The 22,577-nt window shown below is 67.6% G+C and carries 15 protein-coding genes; 11 read left to right on the top strand and 4 right to left on the bottom strand.

Annotation, left to right across the window (positions count from 1 at the left end):
* Window positions 1-91 precede the first annotated feature (91 nt).
* Window positions 92-982: a TIGR03619 family F420-dependent LLM class oxidoreductase gene (locus tag GFH49_RS31095; RefSeq protein WP_155059396.1), complete on the top strand. Its 891-nt coding sequence runs from the start codon at window positions 92-94 to the stop codon at window positions 980-982.
* 177 nt (window positions 983-1,159) lie between these two features.
* Here the strand turns inward: GFH49_RS31095 and GFH49_RS31090 are convergent, their stop codons facing one another.
* Together GFH49_RS31090 and GFH49_RS31085 are read right to left on the bottom strand one after the other, a co-directional pair.
* Window positions 1,160-2,257 carry a lytic polysaccharide monooxygenase auxiliary activity family 9 protein gene (locus tag GFH49_RS31090; protein WP_155059395.1) on the bottom strand — a complete coding sequence of 366 codons (1,098 nt, stop codon included), beginning with the start codon at window positions 2,255-2,257 and terminating at the stop codon, window positions 1,160-1,162.
* Between the two features lie 311 nt (window positions 2,258-2,568).
* A complete protein-coding gene (locus GFH49_RS31085) occupies window positions 2,569-3,555 on the bottom strand; it encodes an acetylxylan esterase (protein ID WP_155059394.1) in 987 nt (328 codons plus the stop codon).
* Between the two features lie 225 nt (window positions 3,556-3,780).
* Between GFH49_RS31085 and GFH49_RS31080 the strand changes: the two genes are divergently transcribed.
* Genes GFH49_RS31080 through GFH49_RS31060 form a run of 5 tightly spaced genes read left to right on the top strand, consistent with a single transcriptional unit; the run spans window position 3,781 to window position 10,121 of the window.
* Window positions 3,781-4,773: an ABC transporter permease gene (locus GFH49_RS31080; protein WP_155059393.1), complete on the top strand. Its 993-nt coding sequence runs from the start codon at window positions 3,781-3,783 to the stop codon at window positions 4,771-4,773.
* Window positions 4,767-5,639: a carbohydrate ABC transporter permease gene (locus GFH49_RS31075; protein WP_155059392.1), complete on the top strand. Its 873-nt coding sequence runs from the start codon at window positions 4,767-4,769 to the stop codon at window positions 5,637-5,639. The genes GFH49_RS31080 and GFH49_RS31075 overlap by 7 nt, the downstream gene beginning before the upstream one ends.
* 35 nt (window positions 5,640-5,674) lie before the next feature.
* Window positions 5,675-7,330, top strand: coding sequence for an ABC transporter substrate-binding protein (locus GFH49_RS31070; protein WP_155059391.1), 1,656 nt, complete (start codon window positions 5,675-5,677; stop codon window positions 7,328-7,330).
* Window positions 7,327-8,106: a YesL family protein gene (locus GFH49_RS31065; RefSeq protein WP_155059390.1), complete on the top strand. Its 780-nt coding sequence runs from the start codon at window positions 7,327-7,329 to the stop codon at window positions 8,104-8,106. The genes GFH49_RS31070 and GFH49_RS31065 overlap by 4 nt, the downstream gene beginning before the upstream one ends.
* Window positions 8,103-10,121, top strand: coding sequence for a beta-galactosidase (locus tag GFH49_RS31060; RefSeq protein WP_155059389.1), 2,019 nt, complete (start codon window positions 8,103-8,105; stop codon window positions 10,119-10,121). The genes GFH49_RS31065 and GFH49_RS31060 overlap by 4 nt, the downstream gene beginning before the upstream one ends.
* Here the strand turns inward: GFH49_RS31060 and GFH49_RS31055 are convergent.
* Together GFH49_RS31055 and GFH49_RS31050 are read right to left on the bottom strand one after the other, a co-directional pair.
* The gene (locus tag GFH49_RS31055; protein WP_155059388.1) at window positions 10,115-12,106 is read right to left on the bottom strand and encodes an alpha-glucuronidase; all 1,992 of its coding nucleotides are present in this window, start codon (window positions 12,104-12,106) and stop codon (window positions 10,115-10,117) included. The two genes, GFH49_RS31060 and GFH49_RS31055, sit on opposite strands and share 7 nt — an antisense overlap.
* A gap of 67 nt (window positions 12,107-12,173) precedes the next feature.
* Entirely contained in the window at window positions 12,174-16,034 is a 3,861-nt protein-coding gene (locus tag GFH49_RS31050) for a GH92 family glycosyl hydrolase (RefSeq protein ID WP_196218176.1), read from the bottom strand.
* 404 nt (window positions 16,035-16,438) lie between these two features.
* Here GFH49_RS31050 and ngcE point away from each other — a divergent pair, with 404 nt between their 5' ends.
* The 5 genes from ngcE (at window position 16,439) to GFH49_RS31025 (ending at window position 22,486) form a co-directional block, all read left to right on the top strand.
* The gene (ngcE, locus tag GFH49_RS31045; protein ID WP_230396597.1) at window positions 16,439-17,962 is read left to right on the top strand and encodes an N-acetylglucosamine/diacetylchitobiose ABC transporter substrate-binding protein; all 1,524 of its coding nucleotides are present in this window, start codon (window positions 16,439-16,441) and stop codon (window positions 17,960-17,962) included.
* Between the two features lie 58 nt (window positions 17,963-18,020).
* Window positions 18,021-18,947: a carbohydrate ABC transporter permease gene (locus tag GFH49_RS31040; protein ID WP_155059387.1), complete on the top strand. Its 927-nt coding sequence runs from the start codon at window positions 18,021-18,023 to the stop codon at window positions 18,945-18,947.
* Window positions 18,948-18,951: 4 nt separating this feature from the next.
* Entirely contained in the window at window positions 18,952-19,872 is a 921-nt protein-coding gene (locus GFH49_RS31035; protein ID WP_155059386.1) for a carbohydrate ABC transporter permease, read from the top strand.
* Between the two features lie 183 nt (window positions 19,873-20,055).
* Entirely contained in the window at window positions 20,056-21,255 is a 1,200-nt protein-coding gene (rok7B7, locus tag GFH49_RS31030; protein ID WP_155059417.1) for an ROK family transcriptional regulator, read from the top strand.
* Window positions 21,256-21,388: 133 nt separating this feature from the next.
* Complete coding sequence (locus GFH49_RS31025) at window positions 21,389-22,486, top strand: substrate-binding domain-containing protein (RefSeq protein WP_196218178.1); 1,098 nt, start codon at window positions 21,389-21,391, stop codon at window positions 22,484-22,486.
* The last annotated feature ends 91 nt before the right edge of the window (window positions 22,487-22,577 follow it).

Below are 22,577 nucleotides of genomic sequence, written 5' to 3'. Positions count from 1 at the left end.
GCCGCCCTGCACTTGTCGTCCTGTGTGACAGCGGTGCCCGTCCCCGCGCAGCACAGCTGCGATCGCTCATTTTCCTTCCCGGAGGACCACTTTGAAGCTTGGTTTCGGAATCCCCGCCGTAGGACCCGCCGTCGGCAGCGCTCACGGCCTGAGCGCCTTCTGCCGTGGGATCGAAGACCTCGGTTATGACTCGCTGTGGGTGGCCGATCGGCTGGTCACGCCGGTCGCACCGCACACGCCTTACCCCGGCGAGCAGCAGCCGTTCCCGCCGGAGATGACCCGCTCCCTCGATCCTCTGCTGCTCTGGACCGTGGCCGCGACAGCGACCAGGCGGGTGCGGCTGAACGCCAGCACGCTCAACACGTTCTACTACGAGCCACCACACCTCGCCCGGCTTCTCACTACGCTCGATGTGCTCAGTGAAGGTCGCCTCGAAGTCGGCGTGGGGCTGGGGTGGATGAAGGACGAGCACGATATCGCCCGCAGCGCGGATTGGCATCAGCGCGGCAAGATCCTCGACGACCTGCTGGCATTCCTGCAGGCGTGGTGGACGACCAATCCGGTGGCCTGGGAAAGCCCCTTCTTCACCCTGCCGCCGACCCACGCCGATCTGCGCCCGGTCCAGGCCGGCGGGCCGCCCATCTGGATCGGTGGTGCCAGCGCTGCCGCGATGCGCCGGGTCGGCCGCAGTGGCGTCGGCTGGCTCGCGTTCGAGGGGTTGCCGGACGACGTGATCGATGCTTGGTGGTCGATAGCGCGTCGCGCGGCCGAAGACGCGGGCCGCGATCCCGACACGCTGAAAACAGCCATGCGAATCAACCTCGAACCGAACACATCCGTTGACTCGCTCGCCGCCAAGCTCACACGCCTTGCCGAGTCCGGTGCGGACGAGGCGTTCGTGGACGCTTTCGCCGCGTTCTCCACCCTCGACCAGACCCTGGACTTCGCCGACCGATTGATCGCGCGCACCGGTCAGCTGTGACCACTGCCACGGGGACGAAGAACGGCGGTGAATAGGGTTAAGAACGGCAATTCCGGTCGGGTGGCGGCATCGCCGCGCCCCAGGTGGAGGAGCACAGGTCTTCCGCAACGGCACCCTGCCGCGGGCCCGGAGGACATGCTCCACCGGGCCCGCTCGCACCGCACCGCACTGCCCCGCTCAGCCGACCCGGCAGGGCAAGGCCGTCGCCGTATCACCGCCGGAACCGTTTACGACGTAGCCGAATGTCGTACTCTCGCCCGGATCCAGTGATCCGTTCCAGTCGGCGTTGTGCACCATCACGTCCTGCCCGTTGTACGTCGGGTTGCCGCTCCACAGGCTGTCGACCCGCTGGCCGCTCGGCAGTGTCCAGTCGACCATCCAGCCGAGCATCGGGATGTCGCCGGAGTTGGTGACGGTCACCTCGGACTGGTAGCCGCCGCTCCAGCTGCCGGTCGTCCTCCGGGTGGCCGTGCAGGTGCCCGGCACCGGATCGGTCGGGTTGCCGGGCTCCTTGATACCGGTTACCTCACCGTTCCCGCCGTCGAAGACGACATCGGAGCAGGAGTAGAAGGTCTCCGCGCTGTCCGAGCGCTGCCACACCATGTAGATGATGTGCCGCCCCGACTTGCCTTCGGGGAGCTGCCCGGACCAGGAGTAGTTGGCCTCGACCGTGCCGGGTGAACCGTTCAGCGGCGGGTGGTCGACGCTCAGGAACGGCTGCTCCTCCATGTCGTCCCAGGTGAGCGTCGCGGTCGGATCGAAGCCGTCCTTGGTGACGTAGACGTAGAACCAACCCGGGTGTGCGGCCCATGCGTTGTACGAGAAGTCGACCGTCGCACCCGAGGTCAGATGGGTCAACGGCCAGTCGGCGCTGGGGGTGTTGAAGCCCGTGAAGCTGGTGTTTCCGCCGCTGCACAGCTCGCCGTCCGGCACAAAGCCGCGGGTGCGGCCGGCGCCGTCCGAGCGCAGCACGGAGAACCAGTTGTAGAACGGCGTGGTACCGCTTACCTGCTGTGCCGTCCTGCAGGCCGGGTTGACGGGCTTGATCTCACCGGTGTCCGTCAGCCCGTCCTGCCAGCACAGGAAGGTGCGGCTGCCGGGTTTCATCGGGGTGCCGTGGGCCTCCGCCTTGCCCCCCGCCGTGACGATCAGGCCGAGAGCCGGGATCGTCGTGAGCAGGGACAGCAGGACGAGGAAGAGGGCTCCTCGGCGGGTCGGGAGGGGTAATCGGGGTCTGGGGCGGGGGATGGGAGGTGATGATGTTGTCGGGAGCATGACAGTCCTACGTCCCTTCGCTCGGCGGTCGTGAGGAACGTGCGCATATGGATGCGGGGGATGGGAGCGGTCCTGGGCGGGTTCCGGTCCGCCTAGTGTGGGAGCGCTCCCACCCCCCGCTGTGGGGCAAAGTAGCGCCGTGTTGCCCGCTTGTAAACGCCTGACGCAGAAGGGACACGCAGAAGGGACACGCCGAGGGGTCACATCGAGTGGCCGCGCCGAGTGGCCGCGCCGAGTGGCCGCGGCGCCCGCGGCCCCGCTGCGGGCAACGAGGCCGTCGCCCGGGCCGCAGAGAATCACCCAACCGTAGGTCAGCCCGACATGTCTCGTAGCCAGGCCAGTTGGCCGCGTACGTGGAACGCGTCGCCGCCCTCGTGGCCGTTGAACGGGTAGGCGTGGATCTCCTTGCGCGGGTCCGTGCCGCTCAGTTCGGCATAACGGTTCCAGGCGGCGTACGCACCGCTCGGCGGGCACACCGTGTCGCGCAGGCCGACTCCGAAGTGCGTCGGGGCGTGGGCGCGGCGGGCGAAGGAGATGCCCTCCATGTAGGAGAGCGTGCGGTACGCGGCCTGTTCGGCGCCGCGGTGGACGGTGAGGTACGCGACGATCTCGCCGTACGGGCCCGCGTCCGTGAGGTCCAGTGCGCGCCGGATGCCGCACAGGAGCGGTGCGGTGACCAGGGCCGCCGTCAGGTCCGGGACGAGTCCGGCGACGGCGAGGGCGAGGCCGCCGCCCTGGCTGTTGCCGACGGCCGTGATCCGTGAGCCGTCCACGCCGGGCAGGGCGCGTACGGCGGAGACGGCGCGTACGGCGTCGGTGATGAGACGCCGGTAGTGGTAGTCGTGCGGGTCGAGCAGACCGCGCACCGCGGGGCCGGGGCCGCCCGGTGCGCCGGCGTGCGGGTCGGGAGTGTCGCCGCCGCTGCCGTACTGGTCGCCCTGGCCCCTGTTGTCCATGAGCAGATGGGCGTAGCCGGCGTTCACCCAGGTCAGCCGCTCGTGCGGGAGGCCGCGTCCGCGCCCGTAGCCCGCGAACTCGACGACGGCCGGAAGGGGGCCGGGCGTCCCGGCGGGTCTGCTGAACCACGCACGCACCGGTTCGCCCGCGAAGCCCCGGAAGGTCACGTCCCAGGTCCGGGTCAGCCGCAGCCCGGTCTCCACCGGATGTACCGACAGCAGGGGTTCGGCCTGCTCGGCCTCCTTCAGCGTGTTCCGCCAGAAGGCGTCGAAGTCGGCGGGCTCGTCGAGGTTTGGGCGGTGGTGCTCCAGTTCCGGCAGGGGCAGGTCGAACGTTGGCACGTCGGCACCTCGCAGGAGTCGGTTCGAATACAGAAACTTGCGACGAGCTGAACGGTCAAGTCTCCGTGGCTTACCCATATCGCGGCGGGTTACAACATCACCTCTCGTCACAACTGACCGTTGCACCACCCATTGACAGCGCTTTCCGAGAGCTTTAAGTTGCCGCAAGTTACCGGTAATAGCTCGAAAGTTTCGGATCCGTGAAACCGTCCCGGAGGACCGAGCATGAGCACCCCCACCAGATTCACGCCATCGCCCGGCACCCAGGACCCGCCCCGGCCGAAGTCCGCGCCCGCCTCTGCTTCCCGTCCGGCGCACCGCAGTTGGCGGCGGGCGTTACGCCGGGACTGGCAGCTGTACTCGCTGGTCGTACTGCCGCTGCTGTTCTTCCTGGTCTTCCGCTATCTGCCGATGCTCGGCAATGTGATCGCCTTCCGGCGCTTCGAGCCCGGCGGGTCGATCTTCGGCGAGGAGTGGGTGGGGCTGCGCTATGTGGAGATGTTCCTCACGGATCCCACCTTCTGGCAGGTGTTCCGCAACACGCTGTGGCTCGGCGGGCTGACGCTGGTGTTCTGCTTTCCGATTCCGATCATTCTCGCGCTGCTGCTCAACGAGGTGCGCAGACGGTCGCTGAAACGGTTTGTGCAATCGGTTTCGTATCTACCGCACTTCCTGTCGATCGTCATCGTCGCGGGCATCACCATGCAGATGCTCGCCACGGACGGCCCGGTCAACCACATCCTCGGCTGGTTCGGCCACGATCCGATCCGTTTCATCCAGGAGCCCGAGTGGTTCCGCACGATCTACGTCGGCTCGGAGATCTGGCAGACCGCCGGCTGGGGCACGATCCTCTACCTCGCCGCGCTCACCACGATCGACGAGGACCTGTACGAGGCCGCGCGCATCGACGGCGCCAACCGCTGGCAGCAGATCTGGCACGTCACCCTGCCCGGCATCCGGCCCACGATGATCACGCTGCTGATCCTCAACATCGGCACCTTCATGGCGGTCGGCTTCGAGAAGGTCCTGCTGCTGTACAACCCGCTGACCTATCCGACCGCCGACGTGATCTCGACCTACGTCTACCGGGCCGGTGTCGAGTCCAACAGCTTCAGCTACGCGGCCGCCATCGGCCTGTTCGAGGCGATCATCGGCCTGGTCCTGATCACCTCCGCCAACACGCTCTCGCGTCGCACAGTGGGGACCAGCCTGTGGTGAAGCCGAGCCGTTCCTACCGGGTCTTCCAGGGCGTCAACGGAGTGATCCTCACCCTGGTCGTGGTCGTGACCCTGTACCCCTTCGTCAACATCATCGCGCGATCCTTCAGCGGGGAGCGGGAGATCCGGGCCGGTGAAGTGACGCTGTGGCCCAAGGGGTTCAACCTCACCACGTACAAGATCGTGCTCCAGGACTCGATGTTCTGGCGGAACTACGGAAACACCGTGCTCTACACGGTCGTGGCGACGGCCGTCGCCATGGGCCTGACGACCTGTTACGCGTACGTCCTGTCGAAGAAGCACCTCAAGGGCCGCACCGCGCTCGTCGGCATCGCCGTGTTCACCATGTTCTTCACGGGCGGCCTGATCCCGAACTACGTCCTGATCACCAGCCTGGGCCTGAAGAACAGCGTCTGGGCCATCGCGCTGCCCAACGCGATCAGCGTCTTCAACCTGCTGGTGATGAAGGCCTTCTTCGAGAACCTGCCGACCGAACTGGAGGAGGCCGCGCAGATCGACGGGCTGAGCACCTACGGCATCCTGCTCCGCATCGTGCTGCCGCTGTCCAAGGCGGTCGTCGCGACGATGGTGCTCTTCTACTCGGTGTCCTTCTGGAACTCCTGGTTCAGCGCGTTTCTCTACATGGACTCCTCCGATCTGATGCCGGTGACCGTCTATCTGCGCAACCTCATCCAGGGCGCCACCGGAGGCTCCAACGCCGGCGCCGGCACGGAACAGCTCAGCCAGGTCGGCGCGAACATCCAGGCCGTCGCCATCATCCTCACCGCCCTGCCGATCGTCTGCGTGTACCCGTTCGTCCAGCGCTACTTCGTCTCGGGCGTGATGCTCGGCGCGGTCAAGGGCTGATACCAGCAACTCACCTACGGAACAAGGGAGTTCCCGTGAAGAACACAGGAGAGCTGTCGCGGCGTCAGATCCTGGCCGCCGCGGGCTTCATCGGTCTGGCCACCCTCACCGGCTGCGGCAGCGGCGACGACGGCGGGGACTCCAAGGACCTCTCCAAGAAGCAGAACGGCGCGATGAAGGAGTACCGCGCCGGGCAGCAGTTCAAGGCGACCAAGCCGCTGTCCTTCTCGATGCTGCACAACAACAACCCGGTCTACCCGCTCAAGGACAGCTGGCTGTTCTGGAAGGAGGTCACCAAGCGCACCGGGATCACCATCAAGCCCGTCGACGTGCCGCTGGCCGACTACGAGAACAAGCGCAGCGTGCTCATCGGCTCGGGCGACGCCCCGTACCTGATCCCGAAGACGTACCACCCCTCCGAGGTCGCCTTCGTGTCGTCCGGCGCGATCCTCGCGGTCAGCGAGTACGTGCACCTGATGCCCAACTTCCAGGACAAGGTGCGCAAGTGGCAGCTGGAGCCCGAACTCGACTCCATCCGCCAGTCCGACGGCAAGTACTACCTGCTGCCCGGCCTGCACGAGAAACCCAAGTCGGGCTACTCGCTGTCCTTGCGCACGGACATCCTCGACCGGCACGGCCTGACCCTGCCGACCACCTGGGACGAGGTGTACGACGTCCTCAAGGCGCTCAGGGCGGAGTACCCCGACAAATACCCCTGGACCGACCGCTGGAGCGTCAACACCCCATTTCCATGCGGTGCATTGTTCGGTTACCTCGGCCAGGCGTACGGCGTGAAGGCCGGCTGGAACTACAACAACATCAGCTTCGACACCGAGGCGCAGAAGTTCGTCTTCACCGCGACCCAGGACGCCTACCGGGAGATGGTCGAGTACGTCAGAAAACTCGTCGCCGAGAAACTGCTGGACCCGGAGAGCTTCACCCAGCAGGACGACCAGGCCGTGCAGAAGCTGCTGGCCGAGAAGTCCTATGTGATCAGCGCCAATCCGCAGGTGCTGGTGCAGGAATACCGTTACAACCTGGACAAGCAGGTCAGGGGCTCCAGTATCGAGATGATCCCGGTGCCGCTGGGACCGGCAGGACCCATCGTCCTGAGCGGAATCCGGCTGGAGAACGGCATCATGATCTCCAGCGAGGCCCTCGACAGCGACGACTTCGTCGCGATGATGCAGTTCGTGGACTGGCTCTGGTACTCCGACGAGGGCCAGACGTTCTGCAAGTGGGGTGTGGAGGGCGTCACCTACACCCGGTCCGGCGCCGAGTACCGGCTGGAGCCGGGGATCTCGCTGATGGGATCCGACCCGGACGCCCCGAAGGACCTCCAGAAGGACTACGGCTTCTTCAATGGCGTCTTCACCTACGGCGGCAGCTGGGAGCTGGTCTCCTCCAGCTTCAGCCCGGACGAGAAGAAGTTCCAGGACGCCATGGCCCAGTACAGGGAGCTGCCCGTCGACCCGGCCCACCCGCTTCAGTCCTCCGAACAGGAGCAGGCGACCCTCTGGGACACCCCGCTCAAGGACACCGCCATCCAGAACACCCTCCAGTTCGTGCTCGGCGAGCGCCCGATGTCCGAATGGGACGACTACGTGGCCGAGTTGAAGGGCAAGAACCTGGACCAGCTCGTCGACCTGCACAACCAGGCGTACGAACGGTTCGAGCAGGAGAACGGATGACCCCCGCGACCGCTCCCGCCGCCGGGTCCGGCGCGACCGCTCCCGCCGCCGGGTCCGGCGCGACCGCTCCCGCCGCCGGGTCCGGCGCGACCGCCCCCGCCGCCAGGCCCGGCTCCTTCGGTGACGGCGCCCTCTCCCGCGCCGCCGCTCTGATCCACACCCTGGTCACCGTCGAGGCGCTGCTGCTCCTCGCCGCCTCACCGGGCCTGGCCGGGCTGCTGTTCCTCGGCGCCGACCCCTCGAACCTCCCCCTGGCCGCCGTATGCCTGCTGCCGCTCGGCCCGGCGCTGTCCGCCGCCCTGTACGCCCTCCACCACCGGGACCACGACCTCACCGACCTCCACCCGGCCCGCACGTACCGGCGCGGCTACCGGCTCAACACGGTCCCGGTCCTCAAGCTCTGGGCGCCCCTGCTCGGCTGGCTCACCGTCATCGCCTTCACCCTGACCCACTTCTCCGCCACCGGTCTGCCCGGCTGGTGGGCGGTGCTGCTCGCGGCCATAGGGCTCGCCTCGCTGCTCTGGGGCGGGCATGCGTTCGTGCTGACCTCGCTGTTCGCCTTCCGTACCCGCGACACCGCCCGGCTGGCCGGTTACTTCCTGTTTCGGCATGCCCGCGCCACCCTCGGCGCCGTCTCGCTGCTCGTCCTGACCGCCGGACTGACCGCCCTGCTGACCGAGGCCCTGCCCGCCCTGCTGGCCGCCCCGCTGCTGCTGTCCCTGCTGCACAGCAGCCGCCCGGTGATCGCCGAGACCGAGGAGGATTTCACCGCATGACCGCGCCCCGCACCCCGAAGATCCCCTACGGCGGCGACTACAACCCGGAGCAGTGGCCGGAGACGGTGTGGGACGAGGACCACCGCCTGTTCGACCGGGCCGGCATCGACACGCTCACCGTCGGCGTCTTCTCCTGGTCCCTGACCCAACCGGCCGAAGACACCTACGACTTAACCGTTCTCGACCGCATCCTCGACCGCGCCGCGGCCGAAGGCCGGCGGGTCTGCCTCGCCACCGGCACCGCCGCTCTCCCGCCCTGGCTCGCGAAGAGACACCCCGAGGTCAACCGCACCGACTTCGAGGGCCGCCGCCACCGCTACGGCCAGCGCCACAACTTCTGCCCCAGCTCACCGGCGTACCAAAAGGCCGCCACCGCCCTCGCCTCCCGTCTCGCCGAACGGTACGCGGAGCACCCGGCACTCCTGGGCTGGCACATCAACAACGAGTACGGCGGCGCCTGTTACTGCGACCTGTGCGCCGCGGCGTTCCGCACGTGGCTCCGCGCTCGCCACGGCACCCTCGACGCCCTCAACGACGCCTGGTGCACCACCTTCTGGTCGCACCGCTACACCGCTTTCGACGAGATCGAACCCCCGAACGCCCTCACCGAGCACTGGCGCGGCCCCGACCACACCGCCTTCCAGGGCATCACCCTCGACTACCACCGCTTCACGACCGACGCCCTGCTCGGCTGCTTCCTCGCCGAGAAGGACGCGATCCGCGCCCATGACCCGGACACACCCGTCACCACCAACTTCATGGGCATGTTCCGCCCGCTCGACTACCACCGCTGGGCCCCGCACCTCGACTTCGCGTCCTGGGACAGCTACCCGCCCCTCGACGCCCCGCCGACCTGGCCCGCCCTCGCCCACGACCTGATGCGCGGCCTCAAGGACGGCGCCCCCTTCTGGCTCATGGAGCAGACCCCGTCCACCACCGCCTGCCGCGACGTCAACCCGCTCCGCCGCCCCGGTGAACTGCGCCTCGCCACCTTCCAGGCCATCGCCCACGGCGCCGACGCGGCCCTGTACTTCCAGATGCGTGCCTCGCGCGGAGCCTGCGAGAAGTACCACGGTGCGGTCATCGGCCACGCGGGCCGCGACGACACCCGCGTCTTCAGGGAAGTGGCCGGCCTCGGACGGGAACTGCAGCTCCTGGGCGCCGCGACCCTCGGCGCCCGCACCCCAGCCCGCACCGCCCTCCTCTTCGACTGGGACAGCTGGTGGGCGCTGGAGATCTCCGACGGCCCCTCGCGACTGGTCCGGTACCAGGAGGTGGTCCACGCCTACTACCGGGCCGCCCGTGAGGCCGGAGCCGATGTCGACGTCGTCCCGGTCACCGCCGACCTCACTCCGTACGCCGTCGTCCTCGCCCCCGTCCTGCACATGGTCAAGGGCGACCTCGCGACTCGCCTGGAAGCGGTTACGGAACGGGGCGGCACCGTGCTCACCACCTTCCTCTCCGGCCGCGCCGACGAGCACGACCGGGCCTTCCTCACCGATGTCCCCGGCCCGCTCGCCCCCCTCATGGGTGTCCGTGTCGACGAATGGGACGCCCGCCCGCAGGACGTCGTGCAGCCCATAGCAATGGGAGGGTTGCGCACCGAGGCCCGCCTGGTGTTCGAGCTGGTGCGCTCGCGCGGCGCCGAACCGGTCGCCACCTATGGCGCCGACTTCTACGCGGGCACCCCCGCCGTGACCCGCCACCCGTACGGCGCGGGCGAGGCCTGGTACGTCGCCACCGCCCTCGACCAGCCCGGCGTCGACTGGGTCGTACGCCGCATCCTCACCCGCCACGCACTGCTCGGCCCGTACGCCGGTCACGCCGGCCTGGAGACCGCCACCCGCACCGCCCCCGACGGCAAGCGCCTGCTCTTCCTCCTCAACCACACACCGGACCCGGCTCACCTCACCGCCCACACGTCCGCCACCGACCTGCTCACCGGAAAGCGTTTCGAGAAGGGCGAGCCGCTCACCCTCGACCCGCTCGGCACAGCGGTCCTGCACGTTCAGTAGATCCGGCGCCCATGTGCGTCGGCCACACCGGACTTGCGGAAGAAGTAGCTGTTCACCTGATCCCGCCACTCGCGAGCAGAGCGCAGCTGCTCCTCGTACCGCTCGGCGACCCGCGCATGGCGTGCCGGATCGACCAGGTCCGCGAGCGAGGCCCAGGTCTCCCGGGCCTCCTCCACCTCGGTCACACCTTTGAAATGGGTGTCGTAGATGTGCTGGATCACCGTCTTGCCGTTGTGCAGCATGTGCCCGTACGACATGTGGTGGAAGAACAGCAGTAGCTCGTCGGGGCAGGTGTCCGGCGACTCGTACACCTCGGACCAGGGCTTGGCGTACTGAGCCGCATAGCCGGTGCCGGTGGCCGCGCTGCGGTCGACGCCGATGCCGTCACGGTCGGCGAAGTGATAGGTGCCCCACGGGCTGTACTCATAGCCGTCCACGCTCGGCCCGTAGTGATGACCCGGCTGCACCATCCAGCCCACCCCGAGCGGCGCGGTGTACTTCTCGTACGTCTGCCACGAACCGTCGAGCACCGCGTGCAGCCCGGCGGCCAGCCGCCGCGAGGCGCCCGGGAAGGTGAGCCCGATCCATTCATCGAGGAGCCGGCCCGGGTCCGCGCCCGGCTGCCAGGCCAGGCGTCCGAAGGTGTACAGGTTCGCCTGGGCCAGCGGATGCCCCGTCCAGAACGGGTCGTCACCGACGTTGGACACCGCCACCAGACCACCGCCGCGCGCCGCCGACTCACCGACGGACGATTCCGCTTCGGGCCGGAACCGCAGCACCTCGCTCCACATCGGCCCCAGCCAGCACACATGCCGCTGCTGACCGGTGTACTCCTGCGTCGCCTGTAACTCCAGCGCCAGCCGCGTCCGCGGCATCGCGCCCAGCACGGGTGAAACCGGTTCCCGCACCTGGAAGTCCATCGGCCCGTGCTTCACCTGGAGCACCGCGTTGTCCGCGAACTTCCCGTCCAGGGGCACGAAATGGTCGTAGGCCGCCCGCGCCCGGTCCGTCGTACGGTCCCGCCAGTCCTGGCGGTGGTTGTAGACGAACGCCCGCCAGTGCACCGTGCCGCCGTGCGGGGCCAGCGCGGCGGCCAGCATGTTCGCGCCGTCCGCGTGACTGCGGCCGTACGTGAACGGGCCCGGCTGCCCCTCCGAGTCGGCCTTCACCACGTACCCGCCGAAGTCCGGTATCGCCGCGTACACGTCGGCAGTCGCCCGCGCCCACCACTCCCGCACCCGCGCATCCAGCGGATCGGCCGTCTCCAGACCCGCGAGCACGATCGGCGCGGTGAAGGTCACCGACAGATGCGTCCTGATCCCGTACGGCCGCAACGCGTCGGCCAGAGCGGCGACTTCACCGATCCGGTCGGTCAGCAGCCGCGCCTCGGTCCGGTGCACGTTGACGTTGTTCACGGCCACGGCGTTGATCCCGCAGGCCGCGAGCAGCCTGCCGTACGCCCGCACGCGCTCCAGCTCTCCGCGGGCCCGCCCGTCCGCCCAGAACAGCGAACCGCCGGAGTAACCGCGTTCTACCTGGCCCATCACCGGGTGCACGGCCACGTTGTCCCAGTGGTCGACCATGCGCAGAGCCGCCGCGGGCTGGTGCACTTCGCGCGCCCACTCGCCGCGGAAGGCGTCCTCACCGAGCCGTACGACATGGAACAGCCCGTACAGCAGCCCGCGTCGACCGGACGCCGTGACGGTCGTCGTACCGTCCTGACGCCCGCACGCGAACCCCTCGTCTCCGCTCGCCCCGGTCAGTTCGAGCACCAGGTCGTACGACATGCCGTCGCCCGGCTCGGGATCGCGTACGACACGACCACCGAACCGGGCGACGGCGTCCGCCACTTCACCGTGCACCGTCTCCACCATGGGGCCCGATCCGCGGATCAGGGTCCGTCGGGTGCCGAGCGGCTCGAAGGCGGCCGGCGGTAGCCAGGCCGGATCGACTCCCTCGGCGAGGACGGGCACGGGAAGCGGCACGAGACCTCAACTCCTCGATTCCTCGACTGTTCGGTTCCTGGACCGCTCGGTTCCTGGACCGCTCGGCTCAGGCGAGGAGTTCGACCTCCGGCACGGTCGCCTCGCCGTTCAGGACCAGGCGGTACATCTCGTACGTACCCGGCCGCCCCACGGAGAACGCACGCGTCTGCTTGTCCCACGTGAAGGACTCCCCCGACCGCGGGTCGAGCGTCCGCCACGTCGTCCCGTCCGACGAACCCTGGAGCCTCCAGCCCGTCGGCGCCTTGGTCCGGTCCGACGAGGTCAGCGTGTACTGGACGGCCTTGGCGGAACCGGAACCGGTATCGGAAACGGACACGGACACGGACACGGACACGGACACGGACACGGACACGGACACGGGCAGGTCGACCGACGTCACCGTCGCCTCCGTGGCCGACGTGTCGTCGAACAGGGCGCCCTCACCCTCCAGCACGTCCGCGCGCGGCGTCGGCACCTCGTCGTCCCGGGTGATCGACGGGGGCGCCGCGTTCTTCCCGGAACCCCACGCCGACGGCCTCGGGCCCATGTCGAACTCCAGGACACCACCCTTGGCGATCAGCGAATGCGGCAGCGAAGTCGACGTCCACGTACGCCCGTTGACCTTCAGCCCCTGCACATACACGTTCTTCGCGCTGTTCTTCGGCGCCTTGACGACCAGGTCCCGGCCGTTCTCCAGATGGACCGTCGCCTTGGTGAACAGCGGGGAGCCGATCGCGTATTCGCCGCTGCCCATCACCAGCGGGTAGAAGCCGAGCGCGGAGAACAGGAACCAGGCCGACTGCTCGCCGTTGTCCTCGTCGCCGTGGTAGCCCTGGCCGATCTCGCTGCCGACGTAGAGGCGGGACAGCGCCTCGCGCACGCTCCCTTGCGTCTTCCACGGCTGCCCGGCGGCGTCGTACATGTAGAGGGCGTGGTGGGCGACCTGGTTGGAATGCCCGTACATGCCCATCCGTACGTCCCGCGCCTCCGTCATCTCATGGATGACACCGGGGTACGAGCCGATGAACTCGGGTGAGGCCGTCTCGGGGGTGGCGAGGTACTCGTCCAGCTTGTCCCCGAGGCCGCTGCGCCCGCCGTAGAGGTTGGCGAGGCCGCGGGAGTCCTGCGGGGCCGTGAAGGCGTAACCCCAGCCGTTCGTCTCGGTGTAGTCGTAGCCCCACACCCGCGGGTCGTACCTCGACGACTCGACCCGCCAGTCACCCTGGGCGTCGCGGCCCTGGAAGAAACCGGCTTCGGAATCAAACAGGTTCACATAGTCCTGGGCCCGGTCGAGGAAGTACTCCGACTCCTCCTTGTAACGCTTTTCGCCCGTTTCCTCATACAGTTTCCGGCCCATCTGCGCGATGCCGTAGTCGTTGAGGTAGCCCTCCAGCGTCCATGACAGGCCCTCGTGGGTCTCGGTGCTCGTGTAGCCGAGGAACGGTGAGGTGGTCATGCCCTTGCGGCCCACACCCGACGAGGGCGGTACGACCGTGGCGTTCTTCACGGCCGCGTCGTACGCCGACTTCGCGTCGAAGTCGACGCCCTTGACATACGCGTCCGCGAAAGCCACGTCCGACGAGGTGCCGGTCATCAGGTCCGCGTACCCCGGCGAGGACCAGCGGGAGGTCCAGCCGCCGTCCTTGTACTGCTGCACGAACCCGTCGACCATGTCACCCGCCTGTCCGGGGCTCAGCAGCGAGTAGGCCGGCCAGGTCGTCCGATAGGTGTCCCAGAAACCGTTGTTGATGTACACCTTGCCGTCCACGATCTTCGCGCCGGTGTGCGTCGGAGTGTCCGGGCCCGGCATCGGCGAGAACGGGGAGGCGTACTGGTACTTCGAACCGACCTTCTCGAAGCCGGAGTTAGGGTACAGGTACAGCCGGTACAGGCTGGAGTACAGCGCGGTCAGCTGGTCCGGTGTGGCGCCCTCGACCTCGACCTTGCCGAGCAGCTTGTCCCACTGCCGCTGGGCCCTCGTCTTCACGGCATCGAAGGACGTGCCGTCCGGGATCTCCTGACGCAGGTTGTCCTTCGCCTGGTCGACGCTGATCAGGGACGTGGCGATGCGCAGGGTCACGGTCCGGTCGTCGCCGGGCTGGAACCGCAGATATCCCTTGACCCCGCTCGACGACCCCTCCGTCACCGGCGCGTCGAACACCCCGTACACGAACAGCCGGGTCGCGCCCGTCGACAGATCCGACTTCACGTCGGAGTAACCGGTGAAGGTGCCGTTCTCCGCGTCGAGCGTCAGGCCTGCCTGGTCGGTGACGTTGTCGAACAGGACGCTCGCGTCGTCGCCGGGATAGGTGAAGCGCATGACCGCCGCGTGGTCGGTCGGCGCCATTTCTGTCGTGAGACCGTTTTCGAAACGCACTCCGTAGTAGTACGGCCGCGCGGTCTCGTTCTCGTGCCGGAAGGCCAGCTCCCGTGCCTCACGGCCGTTGTCGGGCGTGCCGGACGCGGCGGACGGCATCACCTGGAAGGTCTGCCGGTCGCCCATCCAGGGGCTGGGCTCATGGCTCGCGCTGAACGCCTGGATCGTCGGCAGGTTGTCGTCGTTGTTCCCGCGCGCGTATTCGTAGAGCCAGCGCAGTGAACCCGCGTCGGTCACCGGCGTCCAGAAGTCGAAACCGTGCGGAACCGCCGTCGCGGGGAAGGTGTTGCCGCGGGAGAAGCCACCGCTGGAATTGGTGCCGCGGGTCGTCACCGCATAGTCCGACAGATGGGCCTTCGGCTTCTCCCGCGGAACCGTTTTCAGCGCCACGTCATCGAGCCAGCCCCGGAACTTCGCCGGCCCCTTGGGGGAGTCGTACGCCACCAGGATCCGGTCCACGGTCTTCCCGGCCGCGACCGACCCGATCCGCGAGGCCACGTTGTTCCACTGGTTCACATAGAGGATCTTGGCCGCGCCCTGCCCCTGCGGCGTCAGCGCGAACCCGTGCTGGTCGGTCGCCTTGAGGTCGCTCAGATACGTCCCGTCCGTGAAAGCGAGATCGACGGAAACGTTTGTGGCGTCATAGTCCCGGTCACCGTCCGCCATCGACGGGAAGATCCGGTACGACAGCTGCGTATCGCGCCCGACGGCCACATTGACGTCGAAGACCTTGTTATACGAGTAGGCCTGCCCGTCGGTGGTGTGCCGCCCGGCGTAGCGCAGCGCCCGCTTGCCGGTGAAGCCCGCGCCCGCCTTCGCGGTCGCCGAGCCGCTCGGGCCGCGGTCGACCAGCGAGAGCATGTCCTGCGGGACCGGGTCGTCGCTGCCGCCTTCGGAGAACTGCACGTCGGCGAGTTGCAGGGCGTCGGTGGCTCCGTTGTTCCTGGTCACGTCGAGCCGGAAGTGCCGGTACTCGGCCGGCGCGGCGAGGTCGTACGTCTTCGTCTGGAACCGCTCGGCGAAGGTGTCGCCGGTGCGGGTGTCCAGGGTGGTCCAGTTCGTGCCGTCCGTGGAGCCCTTCAGGGTCCAGTCCAGCGGATCGCGTTCGTCGTGGTCGTTGGCCGACGTCAGCGCGTAGGTGACCACCCTGACCGGCGCGTCCAGGTCGAACTCGGCCCAGCCGGTGGGCGCGAAGGTCAGCCACTTGGTGCTCGGTTCGCCGTCGACGAGGTTCTCCTTCACCTCGCCGGCGCCGGTGTTCTCACCGCTGGCCCGGACATCCGTGACATGGTCGGTCACATTGCCCGGAATGCCACTGCTGTACCCGCCGTCGACACCGGAGGCGCGCTTGCTGCCGTCCGGTGCGGTGTCGACGGTGTTCAGCCAGTCCGGCGCCGGTTCGTCCGCCTCGAAGGACGAGGCGAACTCCCGGTCGGCGGCTGCCACCTCGCCCGGCAGCGACACCGCCGCCCCCTGAGAGCTCACCGCCAAAGCAAAGGCGGTCGCCGTCACGACCGCCGAACCCCATCTGTGCCGACTTCTGCGCTGCATGCTGGAGCACCCTCCCTGCATACTGGACAACGTTGTCAACCGAGATGCGCAAGGATCAGTAGTGGTGCAAGTGGCCAAACCTGTCAAGGGTGTTGGGTGGGGGCATTCGGGGGCAATCCCGGGGATTTATCCGGCAAGGAGCGCACAGACGGCTCATATTTCCGCCAGGTCTCAACTCGGAAAAGACCAATGGCCAACCTTGCATTCGATCTTGCTCCGTCGACGGGAAATGGACTATACCTGTCGGCACTTCACTCGATCCGCACGCCCTGATTCGTACGTCCGATCCACATGTCCGATTTGCACATTCGATTTGCATCCTGCACGACCCTGCTTGACCTGACCGCGGTGCCGGGGAGGATCCGGTTCACCGCCTGAGTCCTGGAGAAGGCGAGGACTTGAGCATGGGATCCACTTCCGCCGAGAACACCGAATACACCGGGGACATCGCGAACACCGGAGACATCGCGAACGCCGGGCCCGCCACGCACCCGGCGGACACCGGCTCCGCGGGCGTCGGCCGCCGCGATCTGATCAAGCGGTCGGCAGCCCTCGGCCTGATCTCCGTACCCGCGATGAGTTTCCTGTCCGCCTGCGCCAGCGGCGGCGGGGACGACGAGGAGAAGGCCGAAGCGGGCGAGAAGACCGCGAAGAACCCGCTCGGCGTCAATGACACCGCGGGGATGGAATTCGTGCTGTTCGACGGCGGCTTCGGCAAGGAGTACGCCGAGGACGCCGTGAAGATCTACGAGACGAACTTTCCCGAGGCCACGGTGAAGTTCTCCGCGACGCAGAAGATCCAGTCCACGCTGCAGCCCCGCTTCAACCAGGGCACCCCGCCGGACCTCATCGACAACTCCGGCGCCGAGCAGATGGACATGGGCGTCCTCTCCAGCAAGAACCAGCTTGCCGACCTCACACCTCTGCTGGACGCCCCGTCGTACGACGACCCGGACAAGAAGGTCCGCGACACGCTGCGCCCCGGCATCGTGGAGATGGGCCGGCTGGACGGCGACCCGGTCTGGATCATGTACTACGCCTACACGGTGTACGGGGTCTGGTACTCGCAGAAGGCCCTGGACTCGCTCGACGAGCAGTACCCGGAGACCTGGGACCAGATGCTCGCGGTCTGCGAGAAGGCCAAGAAGCAGGGCATCGCGGGCTGGACGTACGCGGGCAAATACCCGTACTACATCCCCTTCTCGCTCTACCCCATGATCGGCAAGGTGGGCGGGGTCGAGGTGCTCGACGCCATCGACAACCTGGAGCCGAACGCCTGGCGGCACCCGGCGGTCAAGGCGTGCTTCGACGCCTACTACGAGCTCTACCGGAAGGGCTACATCCTCAAGGGCACCCCCGGCCTGGACCACATCCAGTCGCAGACCGCCTGGGCCAAGGGCGACGCGCTGTTCATCCCGAACGGCTCCTGGGTGGAGAACGAGTCGGCGAATGTCATCCCGGAGGACTTCAACCTCGCCGTCTCCGCTCCCACCGGCATCGACAGCTCCGACAAGCTGCCCTTCGGCACCATCTGGGCGTCCGGCGGTGAGCCCTTCATCGTCCCGGCCAAGGCGAAGAACGGCACGGGCGGCATGGAGCAGCTGCGCATCATGCTGAGCGAGGCGTCCTCGAAGAACTTCACGTCCAAGGTCAAGTCGCTCACCGCGTACAACGGCGGCACCGACGGCATCACTCTCACCCCGGGCCTCACGTCCGGTGTCGCCGCGCTGGAGAAGGCCGGCGAGAACGTGGTGAATCCACGTATGCAGGACTGGTATGTGCAGCTGCAGAAGGAGCAGATCGGTGTGGCCGGCCTCGGCGAGATGATGGCCGGCCGGCTCACGCCCGCGGAGACCATCAAGAAGATCCAGGACTACGCCGACGCGACCGCCAAGGACTCGTCGATCAAGCACTACAAGCACCAGTAGGTCAGGTGAGGATCCGTCACCAGCGGCGGCACCCGCGCACAGAACGGGGTCGGTAGCAATGCAGCACGGCAAGTACCGGTTCATCGTGGGGTTCCTGGCGGTACCCCTGGGGCTGTACACGCTTTTCGTCGTCTGGCCGTTCATCCAGTCCATCTACTACTCGTTCACGGACTGGACCGGGCTGAGTCCCGACTTCAAGATGGTCGGCTTCGACAACTACGAAAGGATGCTGAACGACGACATCTTCTGGAAGTCGTTGCAGCACAGCCTGTTGTTCGCGTTGCTGCTGCCGGTGGTGACGATCGGTCTGGCGCTGTTCCTCGCCTTCATGATCAATGTGGGCGGGCGGAAGAGGAAGGGCGGCCCGGTGATCACCGGTGTCCGCGGCTCCTCGTTCTACAAGATCGTCTACTTCTTCCCGCAGGTGCTGTCGATCGCGATCGTCGCCCTGCTGTTCTCCTTCGCATACAACCCGGACAGCGGTGCGATCAACTCGATCCTGCGCGGGATCGGCCTCGACAGCGTCCAGCCGCTCTGGCTCGGCGACCCGAACCTCGCGCTGTGGGCCGTGATGGCGGTGCTGGTGTGGTCCACGGTCGGCTTCTTCGTGGTCCTGTTCTCCGCGGGCATGGCCTCGATCCCGGTGGAGCTGTACGAGGCCGCGCTGCTCGACGGCGCGGGCCGCAGCACCACCTTCTTCCGGGTCACTCTGCCGCTGCTCTGGGACACCGTGCAGTCAGGCTGGGTCTACATGGGCATTCTCGCCCTGGGTGCCGAGTCCTTCGCGGTCGTACAGATCATGACGACCGGGCCGGGCGGTCCCGACTACTCGACCACCGTCTTGGTCCTGTACGTGTATCAGAAGGCGTTCCGGGACGGGCAGGCCGCCTATGCCACGACCATCGGCGTCGCCCTGCTCATCGTCACGCTGGCCTTCGCCGCCATCGTGATGCGGCTGGGCCGGCGCGAGCGGCTGGAGTACTGATCAGATGAAGACGACCGAGACCTCCGCCCCCGGGACCGAGCCCGGTGTGTCCGTCGGCAAGACCGGTGATCCGGCCGGCACGCCCCCGAAGGAGAAGAAGGAAGGCGCCGTCCTCAACGTCTTCTCCCACGGCGTCCTCATCATCTGGGCGTTCATGGTGGCCATGCCGCTGCTGTGGGCGGTCATGACGTCCTTCAAGGACGACGCCTCCATCTTCAGCTCGCCCTGGTCGCTGCCGGACACGCTGCACTTCGACAACTGGTCGCGGGCCTGGACCGAGGCCAACATGAGCGACTACTTCCTCAACACCGTGCTGGTGGTGGGGGGTTCGCTCGTCGGCACGCTGGTGCTGGGTTCGATGGCGGCCTATGTGCTGGCCCGCTTCGAATTCCCGGGAAACCGGTTCATCTACTACCTCTTCATCGGCGGCATGAGCTTCCCGATCATGCTGGCGCTGGTCCCGCTGTTCTACGTCGTGAACAACCTGGGCCTGCTGAACACGATCCACGGGCTGATCCTGGTCTACATCGCCTACTCGCTCCCGTTCACGGTCTTCTTCCTGACCGCGTTCTTCCGCACCCTGCCCACCTCGGTGGCGGAGGCGGCCTTCGTGGACGGGGCGTCGCACTCCAGGACGTTCTTCCAGATCATGCTGCCGATGGCCAAGCCCGGCCTGGTCAGCGTGGGCATCTTCAACTTCCTGGGCCAGTGGAACCAGTACATGCTGCCGACGGTCCTCAACACCGACCCGGACCAGCGCGTCCTCACCCAGGGCCTGGTCCAGCTCGCGGCCAGCCAGGGCTACAAGGGCGACTGGTCGGGCCTGTTCGCGGGCCTGGTGATGGCGATGCTGCCGGTGCTCGCGGCGTACATCGTCTTCCAGCGGCAGGTGGTGCAGGGGCTGACCGCGGGGGCGCTGAAGTAGCGCCCGGAAACCACGAATGAGCGCACCGCTCCCGATCCTTGGGAGCGGTGCGCTCTGTGCGTACGGAACCTCGGATCCGGTTCAACCTCTTGACGGGAGGCAACCCGAACGGCTCAGCTTAGAGTTCACTAGTTGGACATAGACGGGGCCCCATTGAAGCGGTCCCGTGCGCAGGAGGTCGTCGTGGAGACTCCGGGGTCGCAGTCGTCGCTGCACCGAGCCAACCTGGAGCGGGTCGTCCGTGCCGTACGGCTGGCGGGCTCGCTCACCCAGGCGGAGATCGCGAGGACGACCGGCCTGTCCGCGGCGACGGTCTCCAACATCGTTCGAGAGCTCAAGGACGGCGGAACGGTCGAGGTCACGCCCACCTCGGCGGGCGGTCGCAGAGCCCGCAGCGTCTCCCTGAGCGGGGACGCCGGCATCGTGATCGGCGTGGACTTCGGGCATACGCACCTGCGCGTAGCGGTCGGGAATCTCGCCCATCAGGTGCTGGCCGAGGAGGCCGAGCCGCTCGACGTGGACGCCTCCGCCACGCAGAGCTTCGACCGGGCGGAAGTGCTGGTCAGCCGGCTGATCGCGGCGACCGGGGTGGACCGTTCCAAGGTCGCGGGCGTGGGCCTGGGGGTACCGGGTCCGATCGACGTCGAGTCGGGCACCCTGGGCTCCACCGCGATCCTGCCGGGCTGGACCGGCACCAAGCCCGCCGAGGAGCTGCGGGGGCGGCTCGGCGTGCCTGTCCACGTCGACAACGACGCCAATCTGGCCGCTCTCGGCGAGATGGTCTGGGGCAGTGGCCGCGGCGCGAAGGACCTGGCGTACATCAAGGTCGCCAGCGGTGTCGGCGCGGGCCTGGTCATCAACGGCAAGATCTACCGCGGCCCGGGTGGCACGGCGGGGGAAATAGGACATATTACTCTGGATGAATCCGGCCCCGTCTGCCGCTGCGGCAACCGGGGCTGCCTGGAGACCTTCACGGCCGCGCGCTATGTGCTCCCGCTGCTCCGGTCCAGCCACGGCACCGGCCTGACCATGGAAGGCGTCGTGCGGCTGGCGCGGGACGGAGACCCGGGCTGCCGTCGGGTGATCGCCGACGTCGGCCGTCACATCGGCAGTGGAGTGGCCAATATCTGCAATCTGCTCAACCCGAGCCGAGTGGTCCTCGGCGGTGATCTCGCCGAGGCCGGTGAGCTGGTGCTCGGGCCCGTCAGGGAGTCGGTCGGCCGGTATGCGATCCCCAGTGCCGCACGGCAGCTCTCGGTGTTGCCGGGCGCACTCGGCGGTCGTGCGGAGGTCCTCGGGGCCCTTGCGCTGGCCCTCAGCGAGATGGGGGATTCGACCCTCTTGGACGGCTCGCTGACCGCCGTTGCCCCTGCCTTCACTTAGAGAACGCATGGCACCGTTGCCAACCCGTTAAGGATTTACTTCTTGACGTCGCACGTGCGGCCGAGTTGACTTCCAGCCACCTCGGCCGCAGTGACGCGGCCTCGTCAGGGAGGTTTCTGAAGTGAACACGCGTATGCGTCGTGCCGCCGTTGCCGTCGCCGCAGGTGCGATGGCTGTTTCCCTCGCCGCCTGTGGCAGCGCGGAAGAGGCCGACGGTGGCAGCGACTCCACCGGTAGCGCCGCCAAGGGCGACGACATCAAGGTCGGTCTCCTGCTTCCGGAGAACAAGACCGCGCGGTACGAGAAGTTCGACCGCCCCTTGATCGAGAAGAGGATCGGGGAGCTGACGGACAACAAGGCGGAGATCCAGTACAACAACGCCCGCCAGGACGCCAACCTCCAGGCGCAGCAGGTCGACACGATGATCACCAACAAGGTGGACGTGCTGATCCTGGACGCCGTGGACGCCAAGGCCATCCAGAACTCCGTGCAGAAGGCCGTGGACGCCGGCATCGAGGTCGTCGCCTACGACCGCCTCGCCGAGGGCCCGATCAGCGCCTACACGTCCTTCGACAACGTGGCGGTCGGCAAGACCCAGGGCGAGGCCCTGCTCACCGCGCTGGGCGACAACGCCAAGGACGGCGAGATCGTCATGATGAACGGCTCGGTCACCGACCCGAACGCCGCCCAGTTCAAGGAGGGCGCGCACTCCGTCCTCGACGGCAAGGTGAACATCGGCAAGGAGTACGACACCAAGGAGTGGTCGCCGGACAACGCCAACGCCAACATGGAGTCGGCGATCTCGGCGCTCGGCGCGGACAACATCATCGGCGTCTACTCCGCCAACGACGGCATGGCGGGCGGCATCATCACCGCCCTGAAGGCCGCCGGCATCGACGTCCCCGTCACCGGCCAGGACGCCGAACTCGCCGCGGTGCAGCGCATCGTCACCGGTGAGCAGTACATGAGCGTCTACAAGCCGTACGCCCCCGAGGCCAACGCCGCCGCCGAGATGGCCGTCGCGCTCGCCAAGGGTGAGTCCCTGGACTCCATCGCCTCCGACAAGGTCGACAGCGGCAGCGCCAAGGACGTTCCGTCGGTCCTGGTCGACGTCTCCTCGCTGACCCAGGACAACATCAACGACACCGTCATCAAGGACGGCGTCTACACGGTCGACGAGATCTGCACCAGCAAGTACAAGTCGGCCTGCGACAAGATCGGTCTGAACTGATCAGCCGCACGTCCCGGTGAACGTACGGGAGTCCGGGAATCCTCTCCCGGACTCCCCGACCGGGACCGTCGCGCTCCAGGCTCCTCCGGCG

The sequence above is a fragment of the Streptomyces blattellae genome (assembly GCF_009709555.1).
GTDB lineage: Bacteria > Actinomycetota > Actinomycetes > Streptomycetales > Streptomycetaceae > Streptomyces > Streptomyces blattellae.
The sequence above is the reverse complement of the archived record's forward strand: the minus strand, read 5'-3'. Positions and strand labels throughout refer to the sequence as shown.